23 protein-coding genes are annotated in these 23,265 nt (G+C 72.9%); 19 read left to right on the forward strand and 4 right to left on the reverse strand.

Going from position 1 to position 23,265, the window contains the following annotated elements; all coding sequences use genetic code 11:
- The first annotated feature begins 4 nt into the window (after nucleotides 1–4).
- From E8D34_RS07120 to E8D34_RS07135, 4 genes are read left to right on the forward strand one after another with little or no spacing between them, the layout of a single operon-like run.
- Complete coding sequence (locus E8D34_RS07120) at nucleotides 5–745, forward strand: ABC transporter ATP-binding protein (RefSeq protein WP_136593917.1); 741 nt, start codon at nucleotides 5–7, stop codon at nucleotides 743–745.
- Nucleotides 742–3,633 (forward strand): branched-chain amino acid ABC transporter permease/ATP-binding protein, encoded by a 2,892-nt coding sequence (locus E8D34_RS07125; RefSeq protein WP_136593918.1) that lies wholly within the window; start codon nucleotides 742–744, stop codon nucleotides 3,631–3,633. The genes E8D34_RS07120 and E8D34_RS07125 overlap by 4 nt, the downstream gene beginning before the upstream one ends.
- A 9-nt stretch (nucleotides 3,634–3,642) precedes the next feature.
- Nucleotides 3,643–4,302: a neocarzinostatin apoprotein domain-containing protein gene (locus tag E8D34_RS07130; RefSeq protein WP_136593919.1), complete on the forward strand. Its 660-nt coding sequence runs from the start codon at nucleotides 3,643–3,645 to the stop codon at nucleotides 4,300–4,302.
- The gene (locus E8D34_RS07135) at nucleotides 4,299–5,591 is read left to right on the forward strand and encodes a hypothetical protein (protein ID WP_136593920.1); all 1,293 of its coding nucleotides are present in this window, start codon (nucleotides 4,299–4,301) and stop codon (nucleotides 5,589–5,591) included. Before E8D34_RS07130 ends, E8D34_RS07135 begins: the two co-directional genes overlap by 4 nt.
- Nucleotides 5,592–5,681: 90 nt before the next feature.
- Here the strand turns inward: E8D34_RS07135 and E8D34_RS07140 are convergent, their stop codons facing one another.
- Complete coding sequence (locus E8D34_RS07140) at nucleotides 5,682–6,524, reverse strand: NAD(P)-dependent oxidoreductase (protein ID WP_136593921.1); 843 nt, start codon at nucleotides 6,522–6,524, stop codon at nucleotides 5,682–5,684.
- Nucleotides 6,521–7,354, reverse strand: a complete 834-nt coding sequence (locus tag E8D34_RS07145) for a red chlorophyll catabolite reductase (protein ID WP_168929361.1) — start codon at nucleotides 7,352–7,354, stop codon at nucleotides 6,521–6,523. Before E8D34_RS07145 ends, E8D34_RS07140 begins: the two co-directional genes overlap by 4 nt.
- 49 nt (nucleotides 7,355–7,403) lie before the next feature.
- On the opposite strand from E8D34_RS07145, the gene E8D34_RS07150 reads away from it, so the two are divergent.
- The 15 genes from E8D34_RS07150 (at nucleotide 7,404) to E8D34_RS07220 (ending at nucleotide 20,907) form a co-directional block, all read left to right on the forward strand.
- Nucleotides 7,404–7,754 (forward strand): hypothetical protein, encoded by a 351-nt coding sequence (locus tag E8D34_RS07150; RefSeq protein WP_136593923.1) that lies wholly within the window; start codon nucleotides 7,404–7,406, stop codon nucleotides 7,752–7,754.
- On the forward strand, nucleotides 7,751–8,464 hold the full coding sequence (locus E8D34_RS07155; RefSeq protein WP_136593924.1) for an alpha/beta fold hydrolase: 714 nt from the start codon (nucleotides 7,751–7,753) through the stop codon (nucleotides 8,462–8,464). The genes E8D34_RS07150 and E8D34_RS07155 overlap by 4 nt, the downstream gene beginning before the upstream one ends.
- Nucleotides 8,461–9,012 (forward strand): MaoC family dehydratase, encoded by a 552-nt coding sequence (locus tag E8D34_RS07160; RefSeq protein WP_136593925.1) that lies wholly within the window; start codon nucleotides 8,461–8,463, stop codon nucleotides 9,010–9,012. Before E8D34_RS07155 ends, E8D34_RS07160 begins: the two co-directional genes overlap by 4 nt.
- 3 nt (nucleotides 9,013–9,015) lie before the next feature.
- The gene (locus E8D34_RS07165) at nucleotides 9,016–10,047 is read left to right on the forward strand and encodes an LLM class flavin-dependent oxidoreductase (protein WP_136593926.1); all 1,032 of its coding nucleotides are present in this window, start codon (nucleotides 9,016–9,018) and stop codon (nucleotides 10,045–10,047) included.
- On the forward strand, nucleotides 10,044–11,261 hold the full coding sequence (locus E8D34_RS07170; RefSeq protein ID WP_136593927.1) for a CoA transferase: 1,218 nt from the start codon (nucleotides 10,044–10,046) through the stop codon (nucleotides 11,259–11,261). Before E8D34_RS07165 ends, E8D34_RS07170 begins: the two co-directional genes overlap by 4 nt.
- On the forward strand, nucleotides 11,258–12,646 hold the full coding sequence (locus E8D34_RS07175) for an MmgE/PrpD family protein (protein WP_136593928.1): 1,389 nt from the start codon (nucleotides 11,258–11,260) through the stop codon (nucleotides 12,644–12,646). Before E8D34_RS07170 ends, E8D34_RS07175 begins: the two co-directional genes overlap by 4 nt.
- Nucleotides 12,647–13,675, forward strand: a complete 1,029-nt coding sequence (locus tag E8D34_RS07180; protein ID WP_136593929.1) for a Rid family hydrolase — start codon at nucleotides 12,647–12,649, stop codon at nucleotides 13,673–13,675.
- A gap of 2 nt (nucleotides 13,676–13,677) precedes the next feature.
- Complete coding sequence (locus E8D34_RS07185) at nucleotides 13,678–14,175, forward strand: MaoC family dehydratase N-terminal domain-containing protein (RefSeq protein ID WP_136593930.1); 498 nt, start codon at nucleotides 13,678–13,680, stop codon at nucleotides 14,173–14,175.
- Nucleotides 14,172–14,657 carry a MaoC/PaaZ C-terminal domain-containing protein gene (locus tag E8D34_RS07190; protein WP_136593931.1) on the forward strand — a complete coding sequence of 162 codons (486 nt, stop codon included), beginning with the start codon at nucleotides 14,172–14,174 and terminating at the stop codon, nucleotides 14,655–14,657. Before E8D34_RS07185 ends, E8D34_RS07190 begins: the two co-directional genes overlap by 4 nt.
- Entirely contained in the window at nucleotides 14,654–15,811 is a 1,158-nt protein-coding gene (locus E8D34_RS07195; RefSeq protein ID WP_136593932.1) for an acetyl-CoA acetyltransferase, read from the forward strand. Before E8D34_RS07190 ends, E8D34_RS07195 begins: the two co-directional genes overlap by 4 nt.
- Nucleotides 15,808–16,281, forward strand: a complete 474-nt coding sequence (locus E8D34_RS07200; protein ID WP_136593933.1) for an OB-fold domain-containing protein — start codon at nucleotides 15,808–15,810, stop codon at nucleotides 16,279–16,281. The genes E8D34_RS07195 and E8D34_RS07200 overlap by 4 nt, the downstream gene beginning before the upstream one ends.
- A gap of 1 nt (nucleotide 16,282) precedes the next feature.
- On the forward strand, nucleotides 16,283–17,443 hold the full coding sequence (locus E8D34_RS07205; RefSeq protein WP_136593934.1) for an acyl-CoA dehydrogenase family protein: 1,161 nt from the start codon (nucleotides 16,283–16,285) through the stop codon (nucleotides 17,441–17,443).
- Nucleotides 17,433–18,320, forward strand: coding sequence for an aldolase/citrate lyase family protein (locus E8D34_RS07210; protein ID WP_240771192.1), 888 nt, complete (start codon nucleotides 17,433–17,435; stop codon nucleotides 18,318–18,320). Before E8D34_RS07205 ends, E8D34_RS07210 begins: the two co-directional genes overlap by 11 nt.
- 108 nt (nucleotides 18,321–18,428) lie before the next feature.
- Nucleotides 18,429–19,808, forward strand: a complete 1,380-nt coding sequence (locus tag E8D34_RS07215; RefSeq protein ID WP_136593935.1) for a hypothetical protein — start codon at nucleotides 18,429–18,431, stop codon at nucleotides 19,806–19,808.
- A gap of 295 nt (nucleotides 19,809–20,103) precedes the next feature.
- The gene (locus E8D34_RS07220) at nucleotides 20,104–20,907 is read left to right on the forward strand and encodes a hypothetical protein (RefSeq protein WP_136593936.1); all 804 of its coding nucleotides are present in this window, start codon (nucleotides 20,104–20,106) and stop codon (nucleotides 20,905–20,907) included.
- A gap of 60 nt (nucleotides 20,908–20,967) precedes the next feature.
- On the opposite strand, the gene E8D34_RS07225 is transcribed toward E8D34_RS07220, so the two are convergent.
- Both E8D34_RS07225 and E8D34_RS07230 read right to left on the reverse strand, forming a co-directional pair.
- Nucleotides 20,968–21,777 (reverse strand): SDR family oxidoreductase, encoded by an 810-nt coding sequence (locus tag E8D34_RS07225; protein WP_136593937.1) that lies wholly within the window; start codon nucleotides 21,775–21,777, stop codon nucleotides 20,968–20,970.
- A 19-nt stretch (nucleotides 21,778–21,796) separates the two neighbouring features.
- Nucleotides 21,797–23,263, reverse strand: a complete 1,467-nt coding sequence (locus tag E8D34_RS07230; RefSeq protein WP_136593938.1) for a dihydroorotase family protein — start codon at nucleotides 23,261–23,263, stop codon at nucleotides 21,797–21,799.
- Nucleotides 23,264–23,265 lie beyond the last annotated feature (2 nt).

The raw sequence follows: 23,265 nt of genomic DNA on the forward strand, positions 1-23,265 counted from the left end.
GCCGATGAGCGATCGGTCGGCCGCCCTGCAGGTCAGCGGTGTCTGCGCCTCCTACGGCCCGGTCCAGGTGCTGTTCGGCGTCGACCTGTGCGTGGAGGAGGGCGAGATGGTCGCCCTGCTCGGCCCCAACGGCGTCGGGAAGAGCACCACGCTGCGGGTGATCGGCGGCCTGCTCAGCGCGGACCGGGGCAGCGTGCACCTCGGCGGCGCCGACGCCACGTCCTGGACGCCGCGCAAGCGGGTCGAGGCCGGCCTCAGCCAGGTGGTCGGCCAGTCCGCGTTCGGGTCCCTGACCGTGGTGGAGAACCTGACCATGCACGGGTACGCCGCCGCGGACCGCCGGTGGGTCCGCGAGGCCGTCGAGGCGGCGCTGATGATCTTCCCGCGCCTCAACGCGCGGCGGAACCAGCCCGCGGCGACGCTGTCGGGCGGCGAGCGGCAGATGCTGGCGCTGGCCAAGGCGATCGTCAACGACCCCCGGCTGCTGGTCATCGACGAGTTCTCGCTCGGTCTCGCCCCGGTCGTGGTCGGCGGCCTGATGGAGCTGGTGCGCCGGCTCAACGAGCGCGGCACCTCGGTGCTGCTGGTGGAGCAGTCGGTCAACGTGGCGCTCTCCCTGGTGCACCGCGCCTACGTGATGGAGAAGGGCGAGATCATCGCCGAGGAGTCGGCCGCGGTGCTCGCCGCCGACCCGGACCGGGTGCGCGGCCTGATGCTCGGCGGACACGTGGCGGAGGCCGGATGAGCGCCACCGTGATCCCTCCGCACCTCACCGCCCAGCTGGCGGTGGCCGGCTTCGACGTCGGCGTGGACCGGCTGCTGCTCGGCCTCTTCGCGGGCCTGACCTACGGCCTGCTCGCCGTCGGCCTGGTCCTCGTCTACCGCTCCAGCCGCTTCGTGAACTTCGCGCACGGCTCCATCGGCGCCTTCGGCGCGTCGGTGCTCGGCCTGCTGGCCGCCGACTGGGGTCTGCCGTACTGGCCCTCGTTCGTGGCGGCCCTTCTCGTGGCCGCCGGCCTCTCCGCGGCCATCGAGCTGGTCGTCGTACGGCGCCTGGCCGGTCGCCCGACGATGATCGGGATGATCGCGACGCTCGGGCTGTCGCAGTTCATCCTGATCTTCGCGCTGATCATCAACGCCGACGGCGTCAGCGGCTTCACCTTCCCGCGCCCGCCGGGTCTGCCCGAGTTCCAGGTCGGTGGCACCGAGGTCAGCACGCCCTACGTGGCGATGGTGCTCCTCGGCCCGCTGGTGCTCGTCGGGCTCTCCTGGTTCCTGCGCCACCACCGGGTGGGGATCGCGATCCGGGCCGCCGCCGACGACAAGGACGGCGCGTTGCTCGCCGGCATCCCGGCCCGCCGGATGGCGACCCTGGCCTGGGCGATCGCCGGCGGGGTCGCGGCGCTGTCGGCGGTGCTGGTCACGCCGACGACCGCCGGCCAGTCGTTGGACACCCTGGGCCCGGACCTGCTGCTCAAGGGTCTGGCCGGCGCGGTGATCGCCCGGATGACCTCGATCCCGGTCGCGGTGGCCGCGTCGCTGGGCGTGGGCCTGCTCGAGCAGGTGCTGCTCTCCAACCCCGACACCCGCAACGCGGTGCCGCTCGCGCTGGGCGTGATCATCGTGGTGGCGCTGCTGCGCCAGCCCGTGCTGGGCAGGGCGGCCCGGGAGCAGGTCGGCTGGTCGCGGATCGTGATGGAGCCGCTGCCCCAGGAGTACGGCCGCCTGTGGGCGGTGCGCTGGTTCCCGCGGATCATGAGCGTGACCCTGATCGCCGCTGCGGTGGGCATCGCCTACGTGGTCGACAACGGCACCGCCTCGGTGCTCACCGGGGTCGCCGGCTTCGCGCTGGTGGGCCTGAGCGTCGGTCTGCTCACCGGCGTCTCCGGCCAGCTCTCGCTCGGCCAGTTCGCGTACGCCGGGATCGGCGCCGCGGTCTCGGTGCACGCGGTCGCCGCCACCGGCAACTTCGTGGTCGGGGTCGCCGTCGGCGTCATCGTCGCCGCGATCTCCTCCGCGATCGTCGGCATCCCCGCGATGCGGCTGCGCGGGCTCGCGCTGGCCGTCTCCACCCTGGCCCTGGCGCTGGCCACCACCAACTGGCTGCTGCGCCTGGACGGGATGCTCGGCTTCGGCGTGCAGCCGGCCAAGCCGACCTGGTGGGGCTACCCGCTGGAGCTCGCCGTCGACTACTACCTGTTCGCTGTGCTGATGCTGATCGCGGCGATGTGGGTGGTCGGCAACCTGCGCCACAGCGGCCTCGGCCGGGCCTGGCAGGCGCTGCGCGACAACGAGCAGGCCGCGCGGGCCTTCACCGTGCGCAGCCGGCTGCGCACGATGCAGGTCTTCGCCCTGTCCGGCGCGATCGCCGGGCTGGGCGGCGCCGTGATCGGCCACGGGCAGACGCAGCTGACGGTGAACTCGTTCCCGGCCGACGCCAGCATCGACGTGGTCGCGATCGCGGTCATCGGCGGCCTGGTGCTGACCGGCGGCCCGGTGCTCGGCGCGCTGGTGATCGTGGGCATCCCCGCGCTGTGGTCGCTCAACCTCGTCGGCGAGGCGGCCCTGGCGATCGGCTGGCTGGCGGTCGTCGTGCTGCTGCCCGACGGCCTCGGCGGCGTGATCACCCGGATCCGCGACTGGTGGGCCGACGGCGTCGCCCGCCGTGCCGGTATCGACCCGGTGCTGGCCCGCCTCGGGACCGACGCTCCGGCGGTGTCCCCGCTGGCCGGCGGGATCCGTCTGGAGGGCCTGCGAGAGGCCCGCGGGTCCGACCCCGCCGGTCCCACCCGGCCGGCCGGCCCGATCCTGTCGGTCCGCGGCGTGGGCCGCCGCTTCGGCGGCGTGGTCGCCGTCGACGGCGTCGACCTGACCGCGGACGCCGGTGAGATCGTCGGCATCATCGGACCCAACGGCGCGGGCAAGACCACGCTGTTCGAGATCATCGCCGGATTCACCGCGCCCGACCGCGGTCAGGTCTGGTACGCCGGTGGCGACGTCACGCGGGCCACGCCCGAGCGCCGCGCCTCGATCGGGCTGGTGCGCTCCTTCCAGGACGCCGCCCTGTTCCCGACCCTGACCGTCACCGAGACGCTGATGCTCGCCCAGGAGCGCGTCGCCCCCTCGGGCGTGTGGACCGCGATGATCGGGGCCCGGGCCGCGGAGCGCCGCAAGCTGGAGCTGGCCGAGGAGCTGATCGAGCGGATGGCCCTGGCGCCGTTCGCCCGGCGCACCGTCGCCGAGCTCTCCACCGGCACCCGCCGGGTGGTGGAGCTGGCCAGCCTGCTCGCGTTGGAGCCGCAGGTGCTGCTCCTCGACGAGCCGTCCGCCGGCATCGCCCAGAGCGAGAGCGAGCCGCTGGGCGAGCTGCTGCTCGGGATCCGGCGCGAGCTCGGCACCGCGATGGTCGTGATCGAGCACGACCTGCCGCTGCTGTCCCACCTGTGCGACCGGATGGTCGCGATGAACCTCGGCCGCGTCGTGGCGACCGGGGCTCCCGACGAGGTCCGCGACCACCCCGAGGTGATCCGGTCCTACCTGGGCTCCGACGAGGCCGCCATCGGGCGGTCCGGTGCCCGACCGGCACTCAGCGCCGTGGCGCTGTCCGACCCCGGGCTGCGGCCCGGCTCCTGAGGAGACAACGTGAGAAACGCATCGACCCCGGGCACGCGGGTGTGGGCCAAGGCCGCGCTGGGCGCCGCCGCACTGACGGTGGTCGCGGCGGTCGCCGCGCCTCCGAGCTTCGCCGCCCCCTCGCTCAACGTCAGCGCGAGCAGCGGCCTCTCCGACGGTCAGACGGTCACGATCAGCGGCGGCGGGTTCACCGCGAACATGGGCCAGATCGCCGTCGGTCAGTGCATCGCGGGCTACACCGGCCCGTCGGACTGCAACCTGCAGGGCGGCGCGACGTTCCGCAACGCCGACGCCGGCGGCTCGATCGGGTCGTTCTCGATCACGGTGAAGCAGAAGTTCGGCTCCACCGACTGCATGGTCCAGAAGTGCGTGATCGCCGCGGCGCCGCTGCCGACGGCCGAGGAGCCCGCCATGATCGCGGCCAACCGGGTGATCATCCCGATCACCTTCGGCGCGCCCGAGCCCGAGCCCGCGCCCGCGGCCACGCAGACGCCGGCGACCACCACCGTGGCGGACACCGCTGAGACCACGACCGCCACCGACGACGACGAGCTGCCCCAGACCGGCGCGGCCGACGGCCTGCCGATGCTGGCCGCGGGCGCCCTGGGCCTGCTGGTGGTCGGGGGCGCGCTGCGGTTCGGCAGCCGTCGTACCGAGGGCGCGCGATGAGCGCCGCGGCCAGGCCGGCCTGGCGCCGGCCGCTCTCGGCGGTGCTGGGGGTCGGCGCGGCCGTGCTCGCCGTGGCGCCGGTGCCGATGCTGGCGGGCTCCGCGTCGGCGGCGACCACCGTCACGGTCTCGCTGGCGTGCGACATCCCCGTCTTCAGCAGCGCGGCCTTCACCTGGGACGCGACGGTGACCGCGACCGCCGTCGGCGACGGCACCGACGTGGCGCTGACCGTGGCGTTCAGCGACATGCCGGGAGTGTCTCCGGCGGCGCTCAGCTCGTCGAGCATGACCGGTGAGGTCGACGTCACGATCGACGGCGCCCCGGTCACGCTGACCGGCGGCGCCGCGGTGACGGCCGCCGCCAACGCGCCCGTGCCCGTGCCCCCCGTGACCGGGACGGTCGCATCGACGGCGACCTCGCTCGACGTGGCGCTCACGCACGTCGAGTACACCGTGCTCGGCAGCATCCCGATCGTGTGCGACCCGACCGCGAGCGGCGCCCTCGGCGCCGTCGCCGTCGACTCCGGTGCGGTGCCGACCGCGACACCGACGACCAGCCCGACCGCGAGCACCTCGGCCACGGCCACCGCCACCCCGTCCCCGACGGCGACCGCGTCGACCACGGCGGCCGACGACGCGAAGAGGGCCGTCCCGGCCAAGGGCGTCGTGAGCTTCGCCTGCGTGCTCAACCCGCTCGGCAGCGACTTCGACTACGAGCCGACGATCGCGGTCTACGGATCGCGGGAGAGCGCGGACGACGACGAGGTCGCGCTGTGGGCGGAGATGTCCGACATGCCGGGCCTGGCCCCCGTGCCGATCGAGAACAACGCGATGGAGGTGACGCTGAACGCGGTGGTCGGCGGCACGAAGGTCGCGCTCACCGCGTCCTCGATGGTCAACGCCGCGATCAAGGCGAAGGTCGCGGTGCCGACCCTGAAGGCCTCGATGACCTCCGACGCCGAGGAGATGGACGTCGAGATCACCGGCTACAGCTTCGACTTCGAGCCGATGTCCGGCCTCGACATCGACGCCCCGTGCGAGGTGGCCGACGGCGCGGCACTCGGCACCCTCACCGTCGGCATCGGTGCGGTGGCCGACGACGACACCGACGACACCGACGGCACCGGCACCACCACCCCGACCACCACCCCGGCGCCGCCGGCCGCGGCCGCCTCGCTGCCGGGCACCGGCGCCGGGACGCCGCTGGCCGCGATCGGCCTCTGGGCGGGTGCGCTGGGGCTGCTCGGTGCTGCCGTCTTCCTGCTGCTGCCCCCGCGCCGACCGGCCTGACGACCGGGCGGCCGCAGCCGCACGTCAGACGGCCGCTGGCCCCGAGATCGCCGATCCCGGGGCCAGCGGCCTACTGACGTCGCGCGCGGGTCAGGCCTCGAACGAGCGCTCCGCCCGGAAGCCGGTGGCGGCCAGGGCTGCGACCGAGATCGGCCGCGACGGCGCCACGATCTCGCCGCGGTAGGCCAGCGCCGGCAGGCCCTGCTGGGTGCTGATCGCGTCGAAGAGCTCGGCGTTGCGCGGGCCGACCTGCTCGTGGGTCAGGTTGAACAGGCCGGTCACGCCGTGCTCGAGCGCGTGCACGACCGCGTCGGCCGCGTCCTCGACGTGCAGGCGGTAGAGCAGCGCGTCGGCGGAGAACGGCACCGAGCCGCCGAGGTACTGGTGGGCCATGGCTACCTTCTGCTCGATCGGCGGGTCGTCGGCGCCGAAGATGTCCCCGCACCGGAACACCGTCGCCCGGTCGCCGGCGGCGGCGTACGTCTTCTCCATCAGCAGGAAGTTGGCCGGGCTCGGGTCGGTCGAGGAGGTGACCGGCGCCGACTCCTCGATCTCGTCGAGGTGGTCGGCGGCGTCGCCGTAGACCGAGAGCGAGGAGAGCGCGACCAGTCGCACCTCCGGGCCGGTGGCGGCGACCACGTTCTCGGCGGTCCGGACCAGCACGTCGTGGTAGGTCGCGGCGCGGCCCTCCGGGGTCATCGACCCCTGGGCCGAGGGCCCGGCGGTGACCACCACCGCGTCGACACCGTCGACCGCGGCGCGCACCGTGTCGAGGTCCGACCCGCGCAGCACGGCGGCGTCGCCGAACCGCTCGCGCAGGGTGGCCACCTTCTCCTCGCTGGTCGCGGTCACCCGGACCGGGTGGCCGAGGCCGATCAGCCGCTCGGCGACCGCGGTGCCGACCAGGCCGGCGCCGATCACCAGGACCTTCATGCGGTCCCGCCCGAGCGCATGGCGGCGATCTGGCCGAGCCCCGCGCGCGTGGCGACCAGCTCGTCGACGCGCTCGGCGCCGAGGAACTTCTTCGACAGCTCGTTCATCGGGTCCTTGGTGTAGCCGTAGGTGCGGACCAGGTGGTCGCGCTCGCGCAGCGCGGCGCGCTCCTCGACCGGCACCGGCGTGGCCTCGCGGACCCACCCGAGCCAGGTGTCGACCCGGCTGAGCACCGAGGCCCGGAGCGTCTCGACGATGTCCTCGGAGCGCTCGGCGGCCATGTAGGAGTTGGCGACGGGGGAGTTGAAGGCGCGCATGTAGGTGCCGTGGCTGACCGACCAGGTGAACCGGTCGTCGCCGCGCAGCGCCAGCCACTCCTCGTTGATCGACTCGTAGTAGCGCTCGAGGTAGTCGATGTCGGTCATCGGGTCACGGCGGGGGACCAGGTCGGAGAAGTGGAAGATCTGCGGCACGGTGCCGAACACCAGGACCAGGTGCGGCACGTCGATGTGGGGGCCGAGCCAGACCTGGAGGTTCATGTCGAGGATCGAGGCCTTGCGGTTGCCGATCCAGGAGTGGACGAGCCACTCGACGCCCTCGTCGGCGTCGCCGACGTAGGGGTTGAGGGAGCCCTCGTAGCTGCCGTCGTCGGTCTTCCAGTACTCGAGCCCGGCTCCGGAGGCGTGCGGAGTGACGGCCAGCTCGGCGGTGATCCGGTCCTTGGCCTCGCTCAGGATCCCCCAGAGCGCCGACCACAGCTCGGAGTTGTCGACGTCGGGCGCCTCGGCCAAGAACTCGTGAATGGTCTTGATCTGTGTGCTGCTGCTCATATGCCGGAGCATATGGATATATGATCTATTTCGCTAGGAGGTGAGGCGAATGATCGTCGTGGTCAGCCAGGCATGGACCAAGCCCGCGGAGGAGCACGCCCAGGCCTACATCGCCCTGAACGGCGAGTTCGGGCGGTTCTTCCGGGCGCACCCGGGCTACCGGGGCCGGCGCCTGGTCCGCGGGGTGGAGAACCCGTGGCACTTCACGCACCTGCGCTACTTCGACACGGTCGAGGCGTACGAGGAGTGCACCCGGGCCGAGGGCTACGTCGAGCACACCGTCGCCATGTACGAGCACCTGGAGCCCTACGACTCGTACCCGCGCGAGTACCTCGAGGTCGTCATCGACGAGCCCGACCCGCGCGCGGCGTCGGACCTGGCCGGTGAGCCCGCCCCGTGACCTCCTTCGTCCTCGTCCACGGCGCGTTCCGCGGCGGCTGGGCCTGGCGCCGCGTGCGCCCGCACCTGATCGCCGCCGGCCACGACGTGCACGCACCCAGCCTGCTCGGCGCCGGCGAGCACGCCGGCCTGATCGACGCGGTGACCGGCCTGGAGGTCTGGGTCGACCAGGTCGCGCGGCTGATCGAGCTCGAGGACCTGTACGACGTGGCGCTGGTCGGCCACAGCCAGGGCGGCCTGGTCACCACCGCGGTCGCGGCCCGGATCCCCGAGCGGATCGGCCACCTGGTCCACCTCGACGCGGCCGTCCCGGCGCCGGGCGAGCGCGCTGTCGACCTCCATCCCGGGGGAGCGCCCGACCCGCTGCCGCCGCGCGCCGCCGTGGTCCCCGCTCCCGCTCCCGCGTCCGACCTCGACGCGTCCGCCGCGGCCTGGCTGGCCGAGCGGACCACCGCCACGCCGGTCGCGGTCGCGCTCGACCCGGTCCCCGCGGCACCGGACGGCGTACCGGAGCACTTCGTCTTCTGCGACGCGACCCCGCCGGGCTATCCGGCCACGGCGGTCCGCGCGCGGCTCGACGCCGAGCGGCGCGACTACCGCCTCCTCGAGAGCGGCCACGACGCGCCGCTGACCGCACCCGCGCAGGTCGCGCGGCTGCTGATCGACGTGACGACGGCCGTGCCGTCGTCCAGGGAAAGGAGTCCACGATGACGGTTCAGAAGGGCTGGGAGGGCCGGTTCTTCGAGGACTTCGCGGTGGGTGACGTCTACCAGCACCCCCTCGGCCGCACGGTCACCGAGAACGACAACATCACGTTCTCGCTGATGACGATGAACACCAACCAGATGCACTTCAACAGCGAGTACGCCGCCCGCTCGGAGTTCGGGAAGCCGCTGGTCGTCTCCACGCTCACCGTCGCGATCGCCGTCGGTCAGAGCGTCACCGACCTGACCCAGAACGCGTTCGCCAACCTGGGCTGGGACGAGATCCGGATGACCCACCCGGTCTTCGCCGGCGACACGCTCTACAGCGAGTCGCTGGTGCTGGAGAAGCGGGAGTCCGACAGCCGCCCGCACGCCGGCATCGTCACGGTGAAGACCCGCACGCTCAACCAGCACGGCGACGAGGTGTGCTCGTTCAAGCGGACGTTCTACGTCTACAAGGCCGGCGCCGAGCAGCTGGAGGGGATCTTCCCCGTGGGCAAGCGGTCGCTCGAGGCCGGCACGCCCCTCGCCGACTCCGCCGAGCGCCGGGCCTGACCCGTGCGGATCACGTTCGCCCCGTGGGGGGAGACCCTCGCCGAGATGGCCGACGCCGCGGCCCGCGCCGAGCGGGCCGGGGCGGCGGTGGTCTGGGCGCCGGAGCTGCACCGCAGTGCCACCGTCAGCGCCGCCGCGCTCGCCCAGGCGACCAGCACCGCCCAGGTCGGCACCGCGATCGCGCTCGCGTTCACCCGCAGCCCGATGGTGACCGCGCTGGAGGCCCTCGACCTCGACGAGATCTCCGGCGGCCGGTTCCTGCTCGGGCTCGGCACCGGCGTGCAGCGGCTCAACGAGGACTGGCACCACGCCCGGTGGGGCAAGCCGGTGACCCACCTGACCGAGACCGTGCGCAACGTCCGCGCCTTCTGGGCCGACGCGTGCGCGGGTCGCGAGATCGACCTGGACGGCGAGCACGAGCCGATGCGGATCCGCGGCTACGAGCGGCCCTACCCGATGGTCCGCGACAGCATCCCGGTCTACCTGGCGGCGATGGGCCCCGCGATGACGAGACTGGCCGGGCGGATCGCCGACGGCTGGATCAGCCACGAGCTCTGCTCCCCGGCCTACCTGAAGTCCCGGATCCTGCCGGAGGTCGAGACCGGCCTGGAGGCCGCCGGCCGCGACCGCGACGAGATCGAGCTCGTGGTCTCCGCCTGCTGCTCCGTCGACGCCGACCCGGCCGCCGCGGTCGACCGGGTCCGCGGGCACGTCGGGTTCTACGCCAGCGTCCGCACCTACGCCGACTTCTTCGACTTCCACGGCCTCGGCGAGGCCCAGCAGCGGGTGGTCGAGGCGTTCCGCGCCGGGGCCGGCGCCGAGCACCTGGCCGAGGTGGTCACCCCCGGCATGGTCGACGCGATCACCCTGAACGGCGACCGGGACCGCGTCGCCGAGCAGCTGTCGGCGTACGAGGGGATCGCGGACGCGGTCAAGCTCTCCGCCCCCACCCACGGGCTCACCCCGGCGCAGGTCCGCGCCGGCCAGGACGAGGTCATCGCCCTGATCCACACGCTGACAGGAGGACGGCAGTGAAGCCGCTCGAGGACGTCCGGATCATCTCGCTGGAGCAGTACGGCGCCGGCCCGTTCGGCAGCGTGCACCTGGCCGACCTCGGCGCCGAGGTGATCAAGATCGAGGACCCGCGGGTCGGCGGCGACGTCGGCCGGTACGTGCCGCCGTACTTCTCCGGGGAGGACTCCCTCTTCTTCGAGACCTTCAACCGCAACAAGCGCTCGCTCTCCCTCGACCTCTCCACGCCCGCCGGGCGGGAGGTCTTCGAGGAGCTGGTCAAGGTCTCCGACGTCGTCTACTCCAACCTACGCGGGGACGTGCCGGCGAAGATCGGCATCACCTACGACCAGCTCAAGCACCTCAACCCGGCCATCGTCTGCTGCTCGCTGACCGGCTTCGGGATGACCGGGCCGCGGCAGAAGGAGCCCGGCTACGACTACGTGCTCCAGGGGCTGGCCGGCTGGATGGACCTGACCGGCGAGCCCGACGGCCCGCCCACCAAGTCCGGCCTGTCGCTGGTCGACTTCTCCGGCGGCTACGTGGCCGCGCTCTCGCTGCTCGCCGGGCTGCACGCGGCCCGCCGTGACGGGGTCGGGATGGACTGCGACGTCAGCCTCTACGACACCGCGATGGGGATGCTCACCTACCCCGCGACCTGGCACCTCAACGCCGGCTACACGCCGACCCGGACCCGGCACTCGGCGCACCCGTCGCTGGTGCCGTTCCAGGCGTTCGAGGCGAAGGACGGCTGGTTCGTGGTGGGCTGCGCGAAGGAGAAGTTCTGGGCGCGGCTGGCCGACGTGGTCGGCCACCCCGAGTGGGCCGAGGCCGGCTCGCCGTACGGCGACTTCTCCGGCCGCCAGCAGCGGCAGGCCGAGCTCGTGGCCCAGCTGGAGGAGATCTTCAAGCAGCGCACGGTCGACGAGTGGCTGGGCGAGCTCTACCCGGCGTCGGTGCCGTGCGGGCCGATCAACGACGTGCCGGCCGCGCTGCGCGAGGAGCACACCATCGCCCGGAACCTGGTGGTGGAGACCGAGCACCCGCACTACGGCACCGTGAAGCAGGTCGCCTCGCCGGTCCGCGTCGGCACCGAGCCGCCGACGTACCGCCGCGCGCCGCAGCGCAACGAGGACTTCGGCTGGGTGATGGACGACGTGCTCGGCCTGGACGCCGAGCGGGTCGCGCGGCTGACCGAGGACGGCGCCTTCGGGGACCAGCCCGGGAGCGGCGCTTGATCGCCCCCGACCTGGCCCGCTGGGCGGTCGGCGACGTGGTGGTGCCGGTCGCCGTCCGCGAGGCCGCCCTGCGCCACCTCCTCGACGGCCTCGGTACGGCGGTCGCCGCCGCCCGAGCCGACGCCGCCGGCCCCGCGGTCGAGGTCGCGCGCGGCCTCGGCGGTCCCGCGGAGGCGACGATCCTCGGCGGCCGCGACCGGGTCGGCGCGCCCGCCGCCGCGCTGGCCAACGGCACGCTGGTGCACGCGCTGGACTTCGACGACACCCACGCCGGCGGGCTGGTGCACGCGACCTCGGTCGTGCTCCCCGCGGCCCTCGCGGTGGGGGAGCAGGTCGGGGCGACCGGCGCCGAGGTGCTCGTCGCCGCGGTCGTCGGCTACGAGGTCGCCTGCCGTGTCGCCGCGGCCGCGCCGCACGGGTTCCACGCCCGCGGCCTGCACGCCACGATGGCCGCCGGGGTCTTCTCCTCGGCGGCGATCGCCGCCCGCCTGATGGGGCTCGACGGCGCCACCGCGACCCACGCGCTCGGCATCGCCGGCAGCCAGGCCGGCGGGCTGCTGGCCTTCCTCGCCACCGGCGCCAGCACCAAGCAGCTCCACCCCGGCTTCGCCTCCCAGGCGGGGATCACCGCGGCCCGACTGGCCGCCGCCGGCGCCACCGGCCCCGAGACCGTCCTGGACGGGCCGCACGGGCTCTACGACGCCCTGACCACCGGGGTCGTCGAGCGGACGGCGATCCTGGCGGGCCTCGGCGGCGCCGACCCGACGGACTGGGAGACCACCCGGATCGGCATCAAGCCCTGGCCGACCTGTCAGCTCGCCCACGCCAGCATGGCGGCGGCCGGCGCGGCCCTGAGCACCGCCGGTGCGACGGCCGGCGACGTCGTCGCCGTGCATGCGCTGGTCCACCCCGACTCGGCGTCCGTGGTCTGCCCGACGGATCGCGATCCCGCCCGCCCCGCGAGCCCCTACGCGGCGAAGTTCAGCCTGCCCTGGAGCGTCGCCGCACTGCTGCACGACGGCACCGTCGGCGTCGACACCTACCGCGACGACCAGCTCGCGCGTCCCGAGGTCATCGCGCTGGCCGCGGCCACCACCTGGGAGCCCACGACCGGCCCCGCGGCCGGGATGGCCGCGGCCGATGCCGCCGGCGAGGTGACGCTCACCCTGGCCGACGGCCGCCTGGTCACCGGCCGCGTCGACCGCAGTCCCGGCGGCGGGGCGGCGCCGTTGAGCGACGCCGACCTGCTGGCCAAGTTCGCCGGCAACGCCGGACCCGGCTCCGTGCCGCTGGTGACCGCGCTCCGCGGCCTGCCGGACGCCCCCGACCTGACCGACCTGATCACCTGTGCGGCCGACGCGGCCGCCGTACCGATGGAGGCCTGAATGACCGGCAGCGGATCGATGCAGCACGGCTCGATGGAGCAGCAGGCGCGCACCGCCTACGCGGCCGCACTGGCGCGGCTCGAGGCGTCCGGCCTCGGCCCCGAGCACGTCACCCGGGTGACCGAGAACGTCACCGTCGCAGGACTGGCCGAGTACCCCGACGCCGCCGGCGTCCGCGCCGACGTCCTCGGACCGGACGCCGGTGTCAGCACGGTCGTCGTCGAGGGGCTGATCGACTCCGACGCCCCGCTGGCCGTCGAGCTGCACACCGACGGTCCGGGCGACGACGGCGTGCTCCACCTGCCCACCGTGGTCCCGGTCGACGAGCACGGCGACCTGGTCGCGCCCGGCGACTTCGTGGCGCAGTACCGCTACTGCCTGGAACGGGCCGGCGACCTGCTGGAGAGGGCCGGCCTGACGTTGGGGCACGCGGTCACCACCTACGACTACTCCACGCCCGACACCCGCGCGGTCTACCGCAAGACCCACCACGTCCGGAAGGAGCTGCTCGGCCACAACGACGGCACCGTCTACCCGGGCGCGGGCGGCATCCTGATGTCGCGCCTGCACGTGCCGGGCCAGCTGGTCGCCATCGACGTGACCGCCTCGCGGCACCCGCTGGAGCTGGTCAACCCGGGCTGGTCGCGCTACGACACCCTCACCTACGCGCCGGGCGTGAAGGCCGGCCGGACGCTGTTCATGTCCGGCTTCGCCGCGCTGGACATGGAGACGCAGGCGGCGCTGCACGAGGGCGACCTCGGGGCGCAGGCGGAGGCGACGTACGGCGCGATCCTGCACCTGCTCGCGCACGCCGGGCTCGGCCCCGAGCACCTGGTGCACACCGTCGAGTACTGCGTCGCCTCGGCGGCGGCGGACTTCAAGGAGGTGCTCGAGGTCCGGGAGCGCCTGCTCGGCCCCGGTGCGCCGGCGCCGAGCGCCGCGCTGTGCGACTGCCTGCTGCGGCCCGAGTTCCTGCTCGAGGTCTTCCCGACCGCGCTGTACCCGGCCGACCACGAGGGGCAGGGGTGACGATGAGCCTGCTCACCGACGAGGTCAGGGCGCTGGTCGGCCGGACCAAGGTCTACACCGCGCCCGAGCCGTTCGGCGCCGCCGCCGGGCGCTACTTCGGGCTCGCGATCGGCGACGACAACCCGCTCTACTCCGACCCCGACCACGCGCGGGCGCACGGGCTGGCGGGGGTGACCGCGCCGCTCACGCTGGTCTGCGAGACCAACCAGTACGCGGCGCTGCCGATGGACCACGAGGGCTACGCCGGCCACACCTGGGACCTCGACATCCCCGGCACCCGGCAGGTCCGGGGCGGGAACAGGTACACCTTCCACCGCCGGATCCGGCCCGAGGACGTGGTCACCGCGACCTGGCGGATCACCGGCGTCAGCGAGAAGGTCACCGGCTCCGGCAACGCGATGCTCATCGTCTCCTCGACCGCCACCTACACCGACCAGCACGGCGAGCCCCTCGCCGAGAACGCCGAGACGATCATCTTCGTCGGACTGGAGAAGGCATGAGCGCCCCCACCGAGGCGGCTCCCGCGGAGTACGCGGACCAGTCGAGGATCGCGGTCGGCGACGCCGTCGCGCCGCTCGAGCGCACCATCACGCTGACCGACATGGTCGCGTACGCCGGCGCCACCTGGGACTGGCACCAGCTGCACTACGACACGGCCTACGTCGCGCAGAAGAAGCTGCCGGCCCCGATCGTGGACGGCCAGGTGTTCGGTGCGCTGCTGGTCGAGCAGCTCCAGGACTGGCTGGGCCCGCTCAGCTTCGTCCGTGAGCTGGAGTTCACCTTCCGCAACCTGGTCTTCGCGGGCGAGACGGTGCGCTGCACCGGGACCGTGACCGCGGTCTCGGAGGGGCGGCTCGAGGTCGACCTCGCGGTGCACGTGGTCGCCGACGACGGGTCGCCGGGGCGGGCCGCGGCGGCGCCGGCGCGGGCCGTCGTCCTGCTGGGCCGCGCGGACGGGCCAGGGGCCGGGGGCGGCGCGTGAGCCGCGGTGGCGGCGGCGTCGCGATCGTCGGCGCCGCCGAGTGCGACCTCGGGGTGACCGGGAAGTCGATCCTGCACCTGCAGACCCAGGCGGTCACCCGGGCGCTGGCCGACGCCGGGCTGACCCTGGCCGACGTCGACGGCATCGCCACCACCGGCGTCTCCCGATTCTCCGCCACGCAGCTGGCCGACTACCTGGGGATCGAGCCGACCTGGACCGACTCCACCTTCGCGGGCGGCAGCGCCTTCGAGATGTTCGTCGCCCGTGCCGCGCAGGCGATCGAGGCCCGACAGGCCTCGGTGGTGGTCATCTCGTTCGCCTCCAACCAGCGCTCGGCGGCCTCCCGCAAGCTCGGCGGCGTGTTCGATCCGTGGGTGCCCGAGGCCCAGTTCGAGGAGCCCTACGACCCGCTCTACCCGCTGTCCTACTACGCGATGGCCGCCCAGTCCTACCTGCACCGCTACGGCCGCACGCACGCCGAGCTGGCGGAGGTGGCGGTCGCGGCGCGGGAGTGGGCGCTGCTCAACCCGGCCGCCTTCCGCTACGGCAAGGGCTCCCTGAGCGTCGACGACGTGGTCGGCGCGACGCCGATCTCGACCCCGCTGACCGCCGCCGACTGCTGCCTGGTCACCGACGGCGGCGGCGCGATCGTGCTGACCTCGCTGGAGCGGGCCCGGGACCTGCCGACGACCCCGGTCAGCGTGCTCGGCTACGGCGAGCGGACCACCAACATCTCCTTCACGACCGTCGACGACCTCACCGTCACCGGCGCCGTCGGGTCCGCCTCGGACGCGTTCGAGCGGGCCGGGATCACCGTCGCCGACGTCGACGTCGCCCAGGTCTACGACTCGTTCACGATCACCGTCGCGCTCACCCTCGAGGCGCTCGGCTTCTGCCAGCCGGGCGAGGCGCTCGACCTGGTCGCCGGCGGCGCCATCCGCCCCGGCGGGTCCTTGCCGCTCAACACCTCCGGCGGCGGTCTCTCCTACTGCCACCCCGGCCAGTACGGCGTGCTGCTGCTGGTCGAGGCCGTGCGCCAGCTGCGCGGCGAGGCGGGGGACCGGCAGGTGCCCGGCGCCGAGGTCGCCGTCGCGCACGGCACCGGCGGCATCCTCTCCACCCACGCCACCGTCGTCCTCGGGAGGACCCGATGAGCGCCCCGACCAGCGGGCGCGCGCCCGAGGCGACGTTCGGCGCGGTGCCGCCCGCCGACGAGGTCACCGCCGGCTGGTGGCGGGCCACCGGCGAGCACCGGCTCACCGTGCAGACCTGCGGCTGCGGCCACACCCAGCACCCGCCCCGCGCGCTGTGCACCGGCTGCGGCGCCACCGACCTGCTCACCCTCGCCCCGACCGAGGGGACGGGCGTGGTGGACAGCTTCACCGTGGTCCACCGGGCGCCCCGGCCGGACCTGCCCACGCCGTACGTCGTCGCGCGGGTGCGGCTGGCCGAGGGGCCGATCCTGCTCACCCGGCTCGAGGGGGCGGGCGTCGGCAAGGAGCCCGACTCGTGGCGGATCGGAGACCCGGTCTCCGTCGCCTGGCACGACCTCGACGACGGTCGCGCCCTGCCCTACTTCGTCCCCGCCGTCACCGGCACCGACCAGCACCACCGAGAGGCCTGAGATGGACTTCCAGCTCACCGAGGAGCAGCGCGAGTTCAAGGCGCTGCTGCGCACCTTCGTCGACAAGGAGATCGTGCCGGTCGCCCGCGAGTGGGAGCAGACAGGCCGCTACCCGACCGAGATCGTCGCCGGCATGGCCGACATGGGCCTGTTCGGGATCACCGTTCCCGAGGAGTACGGCGGCCTCGACCTGGACCCGGTGGCGTTCGCGCTGGTCTTCGAGGAGATCGCCCGCGGCTGGATGGGCATCGCCGGCATCCTCGGCAGCCACTCGCTGGCCTGCCGGCTGATCGCGATGCACGGCACGCCCGACCAGAAGCAGCGCTATCTGCCGGGGCTGGCCACCGGCGAACGGCGTACCGGCATCGGCCTCACCGAGCCCGACGCCGGCACCGACCTGCAGGGGATCCGCACCACGGCCCGCCTCGACGGCGACCACTACGTGGTCAACGGCTCGAAGATGTGGATCACCAACGCCCGGTACGCCGACCCGCTGCCGGTGCTGGTCAAGACCGACCCGTCCGCGTCCCCGGCGCACCGGGGGATGAGCGTCCTGCTGATCGAGGCGGACACACCGGGCTACCAGGTCACCAAGGACATCCCGAAGCTCGGCTACAAGGGCACCGAGTCCTGCGAGATCCACCTGGACGACGTGCGCGTGCACAAGGACCAGCTGGTCGGCGGGGTCGAGGGCATCGGCATGCAGCAGGTGCTCTCGGCACTGGAGTGGGGCCGGGTCAACATCGCGGCCCGCTCGGTCGGCATCGCGCAACGCGCCCACGACGAGGCGCTCGCCTACGCCCAGGAGCGGCACGCGTTCGGCAAGCCGATCGCCGACTTCCAGGCGATCCAGCTCAAGCTCGGCGAGCTCGGCACGCAGGTCCAGGCGGCGCGGCTGATGGCCTACTGGGCCGCCGACGCGGTCCGGGCCGGTCGGGCCGACGGCGCCACCGGGATGGCGAAGATCTTCTGCTCCGAGGTCGCGCTGCAGGCCGCCATCGACTCGATGAAGGTCCACGGCGGCTACGGCTACTCCACCGAGTTCGAGGTGGAGCGGCTCTACCGCGACGCGATCCTGATGAGCATCGGCGAGGGAACCAACGACATCCTGCGCACCGTCGTGGCGAAGTCGCTGATCAAGGGGGAGACCCGTGTCGGCTGAGCCTGCGTCCGCGCCGGACACGGACGCGCCCGGCCCCCGGCTGGCGCGCTCGGCGCTCTACGTCCCCGGCGACGCGCCGGAGAAGCTCGAGAAGGCGCTGGACCGGGGCGCCGACGAGGTGATCGTCGACCTCGAGGACGCCGTCGCGCCCGCCCGCAAGGAGTACGCCCGCTCGACGGTGGCCGACTGGCTGAGCTCGGTCGACCGCACCGACGTCGCGGTGACCGTCCGGGTGAACGCCGGCGAGCTCGGCCTGGTCGACGTGGCCGCGATCGCGGGCGCACCGGCCCTGGCCGGCGTGGTGCTCGCCAAGGCGGAGCGTGCCGCCGACGTGCTCGCCGTGGACCGGGTGCTGGCCGCCGCCGGATCGGCGGCGGGCGTCGTACCGCTGCTGGAGAGCGCTGCCTCGATCCTGCGGGCGGGCGAGATCGCGGCCGCGCCGCGGGTCCACCGGCTGCAGGTGGGGGAGGCGGACCTGCGCGCGGACCTCGGCGTCACGCTCGGACCGGACGAGCGGGAGCTGCTGTACGTGCGCTCGCAGGTGGTGCTGGTCTCGGCCGCGGCCCGGATCGCGCCGCCGATCGCCCCGGTCTCCACCGACTTCCGCGACCTCGACGCGCTGCGCCGATCCAGCGAGGCACTGGCGCGGATGGGCTTCGTCGGCCGCGCGTGCATCCATCCGGCCCAGGTGGCGGTGGTCAACGACGTGTTCACCCCGAGCGAGGCGGCGCTGGCCGAGGCGGCCGACGTGCTGGCCGCGCTGGCCGCCGCGGGCTCCGGGGTCGCGGTGGACGGCCGCGGCCGGATGATCGACGAGGCCGTGGCGAGGCAGGCGCGGGCCGTGCTGGCGCGGGCCCCGCGCGGGGACCGCCCCTGATTTAACGTCGGCGTCACCCAAATCGGCGATATAAGAGATGAGATATTGTATATCTTCCGAGTGAGACCCAGGCCACACCTAGGGGTCCGGGCCGACCGAGGAGGAAACATGCAGTTCCATTCGATCAGGGGCCGCCGTGGGCTGGCGTCCCTCGCCAGCGGTGCCGTCGTCGCGAGCGCGCTCGCCGTTCCCGTCCTGATGGCTGGCCCGGCGCAGGCGACCGCCGTCGAGGGGATGGACCTCGACTGCCTGTTCGGTGAGTCGCCGTTCTCTCCGACGGTCGATGTCGAGGTCACGGCGGAGTGGGACCGCGCGACCGGCCGCGCCGCGCTGTCCGTCGACTTCGGCCCGATCGCCAACCCGGCCCCGGGGTTCGTGTTCATCGAGGACGCCGCTCACAGCGCGACCGTCTCGGTCACGGTGGACGGTGGGGCGAGCCCCGTTGAGCTTGCCGGCTCCATGGTCGCCGACTTCGGGGGCGGCCAGCCGGTCGACCTTCCGGCGCTGACCGGTGTGATCGGTGCGAAGGGCGAGTCGCTGAGCGTCGTCCTCGGTGAGCTGGATGTCACCATCGACAACTACGGTTTCACCTGCAGCCCGAGCGAGACGCCGGCGGCTGCGACGGTCCCGATCATGTTCCCCGAGGACGCGGGCGACCTGAGCTACCTCTGCACGTTCGGCAACAACAAGTTCGCCTACATGACCGACGTCGAGATGTCCGCGAAGCGCGACCTCGCCGGCGACGTCACGCTGAGCGCCACGTTCGATGACATGCCCAACACCGCCCCGGTGTTCATCGCGCTGACCGACCAGGAGATCACCGCCACCCTCGAGGCGTACGTCGACGACGCGGAGCTGCCGCTGACGGGCTCCTACCAGGGCGACTTCCGCGGCGGCGTCGCGGTGGCGATGCCGGCGATGTCGGCGTCGCCGGAGACGGAGGGCTCCACCCTCCAGGTGGTGGCCGCCGGGATCACCACGGCGGTCGGCGCCAGCACCTCGATCCCGTGCACCCTCGAGCAGTCGGCCTCCGAGGGCGCCCTCTTCGAGATCGAGGTGGTCGACCCGACCGAGGAGTGCGTCGCCGCGGACGCGGCGGAGACCGAGGCCGAGGGTGAGGTCGCGACCGCGACCGCCGCCGTCGCCGCTGCGAAGAAGGCGGTCGACGCCGCCGCGGCCAAGATCAAGAACGCCACCGCCCAGCTGAAGGCCTCGCAGGCCAAGGCCCAGAAGGCCAAGGCCAAGGCGACCAAGGCGACCAAGGCGTTCAAGAAGAAGAAGAACGCCACGACGAAGAAGGCGATGGCCAAGGCCAAGCAGGCGCTGAAGAAGGCCAACTCGACGGTGGCCGCCAAGAAGAAGGCGCTGGACAACGTGAAGCCGTCGCTCGGCTCGGCGAAGTCGACGCTGGCGAGCGCCACGGTCGCGCTCGAGTCCGCTGAGGACGCCCTCGCGGCCGCGACCGCGCTCGTCCTGGAGGAGTGCTGATCCACTGAGTCCGCGTCCCGGCGCTCGTCCGAGCGCCGGGACGCGGGCCGCTTGAGGCCACGGCCTCCGTCCCGCGCCGTGGGGGAGCGGGCGGAGGCTGTGATGGGACCGAGGTCCCGGGGCGCGGCGCGCTCCGGGACCTCGGGTTTTTTCCGCGAGCTGCGCGCGGCCGCGGCCGCGCGCCCGCGGCGGATTTTGCGATCTCGTAACGCACGGGACTTTCGTCCTGCCCAATATTCTATATCGTAGACGTATTCCGAATTGATTGCGGGGGGCCGTTAACCGAGGAGGAGACGTGAAGTTCCCTACGATCAAGGCTCGCTCGTCCCGCGCCCTGCCGATCGGCGCCGTCGCCGTGGGGCTCGCCGTGGCGACGCTCGCCGCCGTCGGTCCCGCGCGTGCCGCCACGTCGGCCGAGGTCCCGTTCGGGTGTGCGTTCGGCGCCAGTGAGTTCGTCTACGCGACCGCGGCCAGCTTCAGCGCGAGCTTCACCGGCGCGAGCACGGCGAAGGTGTCGGTCAAGCTCGACGAGATGCCGAACACCGCGCCGGCGATCCTCAGCTTCGAGGACCGGGAGTTCGTGGGCGAGATGGAGACGACGGTCGGCGGCAGTCCGGTCACGCTGACCGGCAGCCGCAGGGGTGACTTCCACGGCGGTGTCAACGTCCCGATGCCGCCGATGAGCGGCACCGTCACCGGGGCCGCGAAGAGGCTCGCCGTCGAGGTCGACAGCCTGAAGCTCACCGTCGTCGACCTCGCCGAGATCCCGTGCACGCTGGAGGTCCCGGTCTCCGTCGACGTCCCGGTGGTCGCCACGACCACCAGCAAGGCGACGGCGACGTACAAGAAGCGGAAGGCCAAGCTGGTGACCACGGTCAAGGCCGTCGCCGGCACGCCGACCGGCAAGGTCACCTACCTGGTCAAGAGGGGCACGAAGAAGGTGGCCTCGGAGAAGGTGCCGCTCGCGAAGGGCAAGGCGACGCTGGTGCTGACCAAGGCGAAGGTGAGGAAGAAGGGCAAGTACACGGTGAAGGTCACCTACCCGGCCAGCACCTACTTCACGAAGTCCACGGCGAAGACCTCGTTCAAGGTCACCTGAGCCCGCGGGTCGACCCGCCGCGAGTCGGCAGGAACCTTCCTGCCGACTCGCGGGGCGGGACTACAGGCCGTAGCGCTCCAGCACGTCGTGCCGGTCGGCGTACCCCGGGGTGAGGAACCGCCGGGTGATCCGCGCGGTGGTGAGCCAGGCGATCGCGTCGCCGTTCTTGGTGCTCGCCAGGATCCGCTCGACCAGCACCGGGGCCACGTCGTCGACGTGGTCGGTGAGGATGTTCAGGATCCGCCGCTGGCCGCTGACCTGCTCCGGGGCCGAGGCGGCCTCGCGCAGCCAGCCCTCGGTGATCAGGATCCCGGGGCGGACCTGGCCGACGGTGACGTCGGTGCCGGCGAGCTCCTTGGCCAACGCGCGGGTGAAGTGGTCGAGACCGCGCTTGGTGGCGCCGTACACGCCCATGTTGGGCCGGATCTTCCCGTCGCTGCCGCCGCCGAGCATGTTGAAGATCCGGCCGTGGCCCTGCTCCCGCATGCCCCGGACGGCCGACTGGCAGCCGTGGATGGTGCCCATCATGTTCGTGGTCACCATGGCTCGGACCGCGCCGGGAGGCGTGTCCGCGATGGACGTCGTCGTGTGCGCCACCCCGGCGTTGTTGATCCAGATGTCGATCGACCCGAGCTCGGTGACCGCCTTCTGCCACAGCTCGTCGACCGCGTCGGCGTCGGTGACGTCGACGGCGTAGCCGCGCACCTCGCCGCCGGGCTGCTCGGCCAGCGAGGCGAGAGCGGCCTCGATCCTGCCGGCGTCGCGGCCGGTGACCACGACGTTGTGCCCACGTGCGTGGAGCTCGCGCGCGAGGGCGAAGCCGATGCCCTGCGTGCTACCGGTGATGACGACGTTCTGCGGTGTGCTCATCGTTTCCTCGCTTCCGTGGTCACTGGGGGCGGCGCAGGTAGCGGCCGGTGGGCGCAGCGGTGGTGACCACGCCGTCGGTCATGATCCGGTTGCCCCGCAAGAACGTGTCGGTGACCTTCGCGGTCAGCTTCGCGCCCTCGAAGGGGGTGTACTCCTGGGTCGACTCCGACTCCTCGGCGCGCACCGTCCAGACGTGGTCGACGTCGACCAGCGCGACGTCGGCGTCCAGGCCGACCCGGATCGCGCCCTTGCTGCCGCCCAGGCCGTACCGTGCGGCCGGGTTCGTCGCCGTCAGCTGGGCGACCCGGCCGAACGAGAGCCCGCGCCTCGAGCCCTCGCTGACCATCCCGGCGAGCAGGTACTCCGCGCCGCCGAAGCCGGACTTGGCCACGAAGACGTCCTCGCGGTCCTCGCCGAACTTCATCTCGTCCTTGCAGCAGGCGTGGTCGCTGACCACCCAGTCGATCTTCCCGTCCAGCAGGTAGGACCACAGTGCCTCGACGTCCTCGCGCGGGCGCAGCGGCGGGTTCACCTTGCCGCCGACGCCGTGCGCGGTGTCGCAGTCGGCGAGCAGGTGGCCGACGGTGACCTCCCGGCGGAAGTCGATGTGCGGGAACGCCGCGGCCATCGTCAGCGCCGCCTCCACCGCCTTGCGGGAGGTGAGGTGGAGCAGGTTGATCGTCGGCAGCTGCGTCTCGTGCGCCAGGTAGGAGGCGATGGTCACCGCCAGGCCCTCCGAGTGCGGCGGCCGCGAGGCGGAGTACGCCGGCAGGCCGGTCAGCGTGCCGTCCTCCTCGACCATCTTCGTGTAGGCCGCCATGATCTCGGCGGTCTCGCAGTGCAGCGAGAGCGAGATCCGGTCGGCCAGCTCCGGGTTCTCCTCCCGGGCCTTCTGGATGCCGCGCATGACGAACTCGAAGTGCGCGTAGTCGTAGCGCTCGCCCTCGGGGGTCATCAGGAACGAGGACTGGTCGCTGGAGCGCCCGTGCAGGCCGTGGCTGCCGTAGAACATGAAGACCTTGAACGAGGTCACCCCGTGCTCGGTGACCAGCGCCGGGATCTCGTCGATGTGCTGCTTGCTCATCGGTGCCAGGTGGTAGGCGTAGTCGACCAGCGCCCGACCCTCGGTCTGCTCCAGCACCTCGGGGAAGAAGTCGGCGTACGGGCCGCCCTTGTTCAGGTAGTACTGGCCGGTGCGCATGTAGGTCAGCGCGGTCGTCACGCCGCCCTGCGCGCAGGCGCGGCTCTCGCTGGCCGCGTCCTCGGGCAGCGGGTTGTAGATGCCCCAGTGCTGGTGCCCGTCGACGACGCCGGGGAAGGCGACCTTGCCGCCGGCGTCGACGACCTCGACGGCAGAGTCCGGGTCGAGGCCCGCCTCGAGCGCCACGAACCGGCCGTCCTTGATGCCGATGTCGACCGGCTGCGGTTCGTCGTGGCCGTCGAGGACCACCGAGACGTTGGTGATGATCAGGTCGAGGTCGGGCACGG

The sequence above is a fragment of the Nocardioides sp. GY 10113 genome, assembly GCF_004919105.1.
In the GTDB taxonomy this organism is placed as follows: domain Bacteria; phylum Actinomycetota; class Actinomycetes; order Propionibacteriales; family Nocardioidaceae; genus Nocardioides.

Coding starts and splice junctions, on each gene's coding strand:
- E8D34_RS07150 (WP_136593923.1), top strand. CDS start 7,404: ATGATCGTCGTGGTCAGCCAGGCATGGACCAAGCCCGCGGAGGAGCAC.
- E8D34_RS07225 (WP_136593937.1), bottom strand. CDS start 21,777: ATGAGCACACCGCAGAACGTCGTCATCACCGGTAGCACGCAGGGCATC.
- E8D34_RS07125 (WP_136593918.1), top strand. CDS start 742: ATGAGCGCCACCGTGATCCCTCCGCACCTCACCGCCCAGCTGGCGGTG.
- E8D34_RS07215 (WP_136593935.1), top strand. CDS start 18,429: ATGCAGTTCCATTCGATCAGGGGCCGCCGTGGGCTGGCGTCCCTCGCC.
- E8D34_RS07200 (WP_136593933.1), top strand. CDS start 15,808: ATGAGCGCCCCGACCAGCGGGCGCGCGCCCGAGGCGACGTTCGGCGCG.
- E8D34_RS07185 (WP_136593930.1), top strand. CDS start 13,678: ATGAGCCTGCTCACCGACGAGGTCAGGGCGCTGGTCGGCCGGACCAAG.
- E8D34_RS07205 (WP_136593934.1), top strand. CDS start 16,283: ATGGACTTCCAGCTCACCGAGGAGCAGCGCGAGTTCAAGGCGCTGCTG.
- E8D34_RS07120 (WP_136593917.1), top strand. CDS start 5: ATGAGCGATCGGTCGGCCGCCCTGCAGGTCAGCGGTGTCTGCGCCTCC.
- E8D34_RS07190 (WP_136593931.1), top strand. CDS start 14,172: ATGAGCGCCCCCACCGAGGCGGCTCCCGCGGAGTACGCGGACCAGTCG.
- E8D34_RS07180 (WP_136593929.1), top strand. CDS start 12,647: ATGACCGGCAGCGGATCGATGCAGCACGGCTCGATGGAGCAGCAGGCG.
- E8D34_RS07160 (WP_136593925.1), top strand. CDS start 8,461: ATGACGGTTCAGAAGGGCTGGGAGGGCCGGTTCTTCGAGGACTTCGCG.
- E8D34_RS07140 (WP_136593921.1), bottom strand. CDS start 6,524: ATGAAGGTCCTGGTGATCGGCGCCGGCCTGGTCGGCACCGCGGTCGCC.
- E8D34_RS07145 (WP_168929361.1), bottom strand. CDS start 7,354: ATGAGCAGCAGCACACAGATCAAGACCATTCACGAGTTCTTGGCCGAG.
- E8D34_RS07135 (WP_136593920.1), top strand. CDS start 4,299: ATGAGCGCCGCGGCCAGGCCGGCCTGGCGCCGGCCGCTCTCGGCGGTG.